The organism is Chamaesiphon sp. OTE_20_metabat_361 (genome assembly GCF_031364565.1).
The window spans coordinates 1-4,868 of sequence record NZ_JANLWO010000556.1 but is presented as its reverse complement, the minus strand read 5'-3'; the positions used below and the strand labels follow the sequence as shown (position 1 = coordinate 4,868).

At 49.3% G+C, this 4,868-nt stretch carries 6 protein-coding genes; 5 read left to right on the top strand and 1 reads right to left on the bottom strand.

The features are described from left to right. The first annotated feature begins 252 nt into the window (after nt 1-252). The 5 genes from RMO35_RS15935 (at nt 253) to rsmD (ending at nt 4,163) form a co-directional block, all read left to right on the top strand. Entirely contained in the window at nt 253-540 is a 288-nt protein-coding gene (locus tag RMO35_RS15935; RefSeq protein ID WP_309742308.1) for a hypothetical protein, read from the top strand. 94 nt (nt 541-634) lie between these two features. Beyond that, nucleotides 635-1,147, top strand: coding sequence for a hypothetical protein (locus RMO35_RS15930; RefSeq protein ID WP_309742307.1), 513 nt, complete (start codon nt 635-637; stop codon nt 1,145-1,147). A 130-nt stretch (nt 1,148-1,277) separates the two neighbouring features. Beyond that, nucleotides 1,278-2,291, top strand: coding sequence for a porphobilinogen synthase (gene hemB / locus RMO35_RS15925; protein WP_309742306.1), 1,014 nt, complete (start codon nt 1,278-1,280; stop codon nt 2,289-2,291). A gap of 210 nt (nt 2,292-2,501) precedes the next feature. Continuing rightward, entirely contained in the window at nt 2,502-3,509 is a 1,008-nt protein-coding gene (locus RMO35_RS15920; RefSeq protein ID WP_309742305.1) for a DnaJ C-terminal domain-containing protein, read from the top strand. A gap of 78 nt (nt 3,510-3,587) precedes the next feature. Further along, complete coding sequence (gene rsmD, locus RMO35_RS15915) at nt 3,588-4,163, top strand: 16S rRNA (guanine(966)-N(2))-methyltransferase RsmD (RefSeq protein WP_309742304.1); 576 nt, start codon at nt 3,588-3,590, stop codon at nt 4,161-4,163. A 242-nt stretch (nt 4,164-4,405) separates the two neighbouring features. Here rsmD and petG read toward each other — a convergent pair whose 3' ends face one another. Next, a complete protein-coding gene (gene petG, locus RMO35_RS15910; RefSeq protein ID WP_309742303.1) occupies nt 4,406-4,519 on the bottom strand; it encodes a cytochrome b6-f complex subunit V in 114 nt (37 codons plus the stop codon). Nucleotides 4,520-4,868 lie beyond the last annotated feature (349 nt).

The following is a 4,868-nucleotide window of genomic DNA, read 5'->3' as shown; positions in this document are numbered from 1 at the left end:
TCGATCGCGAATCGTGCTAGCCGTAGCTGGAACTTCAATCCGCAATTCACTTCTTTGGAAATTTCCGAGCACGAGCGATCTCCTCTTCAGGGGTGGATGTAGCCGCTCTAGCAACTCTCGACACCAGAATGCTGGAGTTTTGCGGAATCACTAGCACAAGCATTGTAGTCACCTATATCCTAACGCTAAATCACTTTCTAGCCATTAGTTAGCGGCTGGCTGGTATTAGCAATTACCCTTGACATTATCGATATGAAATCCTCACACCTAATGACGATTATCCTCGCTTTGGCACCGATCGGTTTGACATTTCCAGCACGTGCAGACCAAGCTGTGGTCATTGATAGCGTCCAAACCGCGATCGTGACTGGTAATAACAACACGGTCACTCAAGACAATAACACTAGCGTTCGGAGCGATTCTCGGAGCGGCAATAGCGGGACATCGGTTCGCAATCGCCAAACAGCAGATGTTTTAGGCGATGGCAATAACGTTTACCAAGAAAACCGGACTGATGTCCGCCAGCGCCGAGGCAGATAAGTTCGCTCGCTCCAATTGAGATCCTCGTTACGGCTAGCGGACAATGCCGATCGAATCTTACCGCATCTACCACTTTTTCTCTAGGGTAAATTTTATGTTTTATCGTCAGTTTACGGTAGTGGCAATCGCCACTTTACTGATATCGCCAAATTTTGTTCAGGCGCGGGAGGTTTATGGCGAGGAAGATCTCAACTTATCAGTTGGGAACGTGCAGATCCTCAATACGCCGGATGGATCGATTATTCAGACTCCTAAAATTCAGGTAAGTACCCCGCTCCCCTCATCCAGAGCAGTTGTCACTCGGACTCGGCGCACTCGCACTTCAATTCGGCGCACGCGGACGGCGACACCGTTAATTTTTAATAAAAAAGTCAATTCGACTACTAGCAAAACTGTCACAACAACTACCAATTCCGGCGGTAATACTAGCATCGTGCAGAGTTCGACAGTTCGCAGTTCGTCCGATGGCAGCACCAAATCGACCCAATCTGCTAGCACCGATCGACAGCAGTCCATTGAATGCAATGGCAACGGTACTACAGTAAGTCGATCGACATCCACTGTCAATGATCGCACGGTTAGTTCCCAGCAGACCAGTTGTAATTAGTGCAAGATGCTGGCTGCGCAAGCGATTGCTGCCACTCCGATCCTGACTGTCGCCTCAATGAGTCGAGCGGGGTTTTGTAGCGATCGTCTTTTTCGCTATAATCAGTGGCTACTGCGATCTACTTATCCCTATGTCTCGATCGAATCCCGAAGCCGAACGACTTGCTTTGACAAAACGCCCCCGGCGGCTGCGGCGCAATCCCAGCATCCGCAGCTTAGTGAGCGAAACCCAACTGACAGTTGACGATTTGATCTATCCGATGTTTGTCACCGAAGGCGAAAATCAGCGGGTAGAAATTACTTCGATGCCAGATTGTTATCGCTATAGTCTCGATCTCCTCCTCAAAGAAATCGCCGAGCTGTACAGTCTGGGTATCAAAGCCGTCGCCTTATTTCCCGTCGTTGCCGAAGCTAAAAAAGACGATAATGGCACCGAAAGTTATAACCCAGAAGGATTAGCCCAACTGACTGTCCGCGCGATTAAGGCGCAGACTCCAGACATGCTGGTGATTACCGACGTGGCGCTCGATCCTTTCACCACCCACGGACACGACGGGGTGATTGACGAGCATGGCGTCATCCTCAACGATGAAACCGTGGCAATTTTAGTCAAAATGGCGGTCTCTCAAGCCCAAGCTGGCTGTGATATCGTCGCACCGTCCGACATGATGGACGGACGCATCGGGGCGATTCGCCAAGGATTGGACGCTCAGGGCTTCACTGACGTAGGCATTCTCGCTTATTCAGCCAAATACGCTTCAGCTTACTATGGTCCCTTCCGCGACGCCCTAGCCTCCGCTCCCAAATTTGGCGACAAGAAGACTTACCAAATGGATCCTGCCAACGCACGGGAAGCTCTCACCGAGGTAGAACTCGATATCGCCGAAGGTGCGGATATGGTCATGGTCAAACCCGCTCTCGCCTATCTGGATATCATTCACCAAGTTAAGGCTAACTGCAACGTTCCCGTTGCTGCGTATAATGTAAGTGGTGAATACTCAATGATCAAAGCTGCTGCCCAGCTCGGCTGGATCGATGAGAAAAAAATCATGATGGAAACATTGCTGAGTATCAAACGAGCAGGTGCCGATCTGATTCTTACCTATTTTGCCAAAGATGTCGCGTTGATTTTGCGGCACAAATAGGCGACCTGTGTAACTTGTCTTCATCTCGACTGCAAGATCCGATCCCTTTGGGCGATTGCCATAGCCAACAGGGATCGCTAAACTTTGCAGGTAACAAGGGCATAATGAAGTAAGCATTGGCAACCAAGCTCCCGCCACTATCTCGATCTGCTAAACCGTTGGGTTTCCCAAGCGTGCGCAAATCACTATCCACTAGCCACAGACTGACATATGGCAGCGACAAATTTTCGAGACTACTACGCGCTCTTAGGGGTGAATAAGAACGCTAGCGCAGATGAGATCAAAAAAGCCTATCGGCGACTAGCGCGGAAATATCATCCAGATCTCAATCCTGGCGATAAAACTGCCGAAGCAAAATTCAAAGACATCACCGAGGCAAATGAAGTGCTCTCGGATGTCGATAAACGCACCCAATACGATAGGTTTGGACAGTATTGGCGACAGTCCGAACAACCGCGCCCGAATACGACGCGATCGAGTGCCAGCAACAGTCCTGGGAGTGCGCCACCAGGTGACTTCAACACGGTTGATTTCGGTCAGTACAATAATTTTGATGATTTTGTCAACGAGCTGCTAGGACGGTTTAATAATTCGGGTAATCCCAATCCTGCTGGCGGAGCTAAAAGCAGCGCCAATGATTTTGGCACGAATCCCAGTGCCAGTAGTGGCAACAGTAACATCGGCGGCGATCGCGAAGCAACCATTAGTCTCTCCCTCACCGAAGCCTTTAAAGGCGTCCAAAAAAGCTTTAATCTCGGCACCGAAACCATCAAAGTGCGGATTCCTGGCGGTGCTAAAGCTGGCAGTAGAATTAGAGTACGCGGTAAAGGAAATGTCAATACTTACAGCAAGCAGCGTGGCGACTTATATCTCACTGTCGAATTGCAACCCCATCCCTTTTTCCGGCTTGATGGCGAACAACTCGTCTGTGAAGTACCAGTTACCCCCGATGAGGCAGTTCTAGGTGCCCAAATCGAGATTCCCACCCCCGACGGCATGGTCACGGTTAATGTGCCTGCTGGCGTGCGTTCCGGTCAATCTCTGCGCCTGCGCGGCAAAGGCTGGGCTAACCCGCGTGGGGAACGTGGCGATCAATTAGCAAAAATTATCATCGCTACCCCCAAAACACTCACGCCTAACGAACGCGAACTCTACGAGAAAATCCGCGCCAGCCGCACCTTCGATCCTCGCAATCATTTTAAGCAAGTTAGTCTTTGAGATGGGAGATGGGAGATGGGAGATGTAATAATTAATTGATAATTATTAATTATTAATAATTAATTATCGAACAACCGTATGAGTATCCGCATTTATGGTAATCGCGAGCTAAAAACATTGCCTGGGCTAGACACTAGACCTACTCCTGCTAAAGTTAGACAGGCGTTATTTAATATTTGGCACGGATCGATCGCGGGTTGTCGGTGGTTGGATCTCTGTAGTGGTAGTGGCGCGATGGGTGCCGAGGCGCTGTGTCGATCTGCCCAAATGGCGATCGGCATCGAACAGGCGAGTGCGGCCTGTAGTATTATTGAGGAAAATTGGCAAAAAGTTGCTATGGCAGGTCAAACCTGTCAAGTTTTGCGCGGGGATGTCATCAAACGGCTCACAGATCTGGATGGGCAAACATTCGATCGCATCTACTTCGATCCGCCCTATGCTGGGGGATTATATCAGCCAGTCTTAGCAGAGATCGATCGATTGGGGCTATTGGCGCCACTGGGCGAACTGGCTGTCGAACACAGTCCCGATCCGCAATTGAGTATTTTACCAACCTCTTTGCCGACACTCGAACTGTGTCGCCATAAGGTCTATGGCAATACCGCGCTCTCCTTCTATCGGCTCCAAAGTCTCGATCGATCGAAGATTATGTAAAGATTGGCTAAAAAAATTAGTAACGCTATGTAAACAGCCGTTTGGCTGAAGATCGCAAATTAGACGGTGGGGAATGTCTTGTCTTGACGCGCTTAACTTGGAGCGGCGCATCGAATTGGAGGTTCCCTCCCGTTTGTGTGTCAAGAGAGGGAACCTCCTGTCTTACCGCCACGTTGTGGAGGTTTCCTCCAGAACGTGGCGGCGCCAAGCGCGCGTCGCTGACTATTTACGATCCCGGCAGACTACAAACCAACTTGGTTGCCACGCTTGTATTGTAGATAGGCAGCTACAAACAAACCGCTGAGAGTAATGAAAACTAGACCGAGGACGATGCCAGCTAGTAATGGTTCTACCACGTTGAGACTCCGTATTAATTAAAATAATTTCCTCTAGCGTATCGGGTTTAGGGGGGTGGATGCAAGGGGTGTGGCGCAATTGCCCCAGTTGCGATTGACTTGGAGCGGCTAAAAACCTGTGTTCTTCAGTATTTCTACTGTAAAACTTTACAATCCGAGAAAAAGCTTAAGATATTTAAGAAATGTATCGTCAACCTTAAATTTATAGATACACTATTAGTGGCAGTACATAGCCATAGTGCCAAATCTGCATCTTAGATTCTTAATTTAACTTCACCAAAGCAGGCACGTCTTGGATATCCGACTACCTAAACTCAAGCAACCATCCGGGCAACAGATCGGGCCGCTC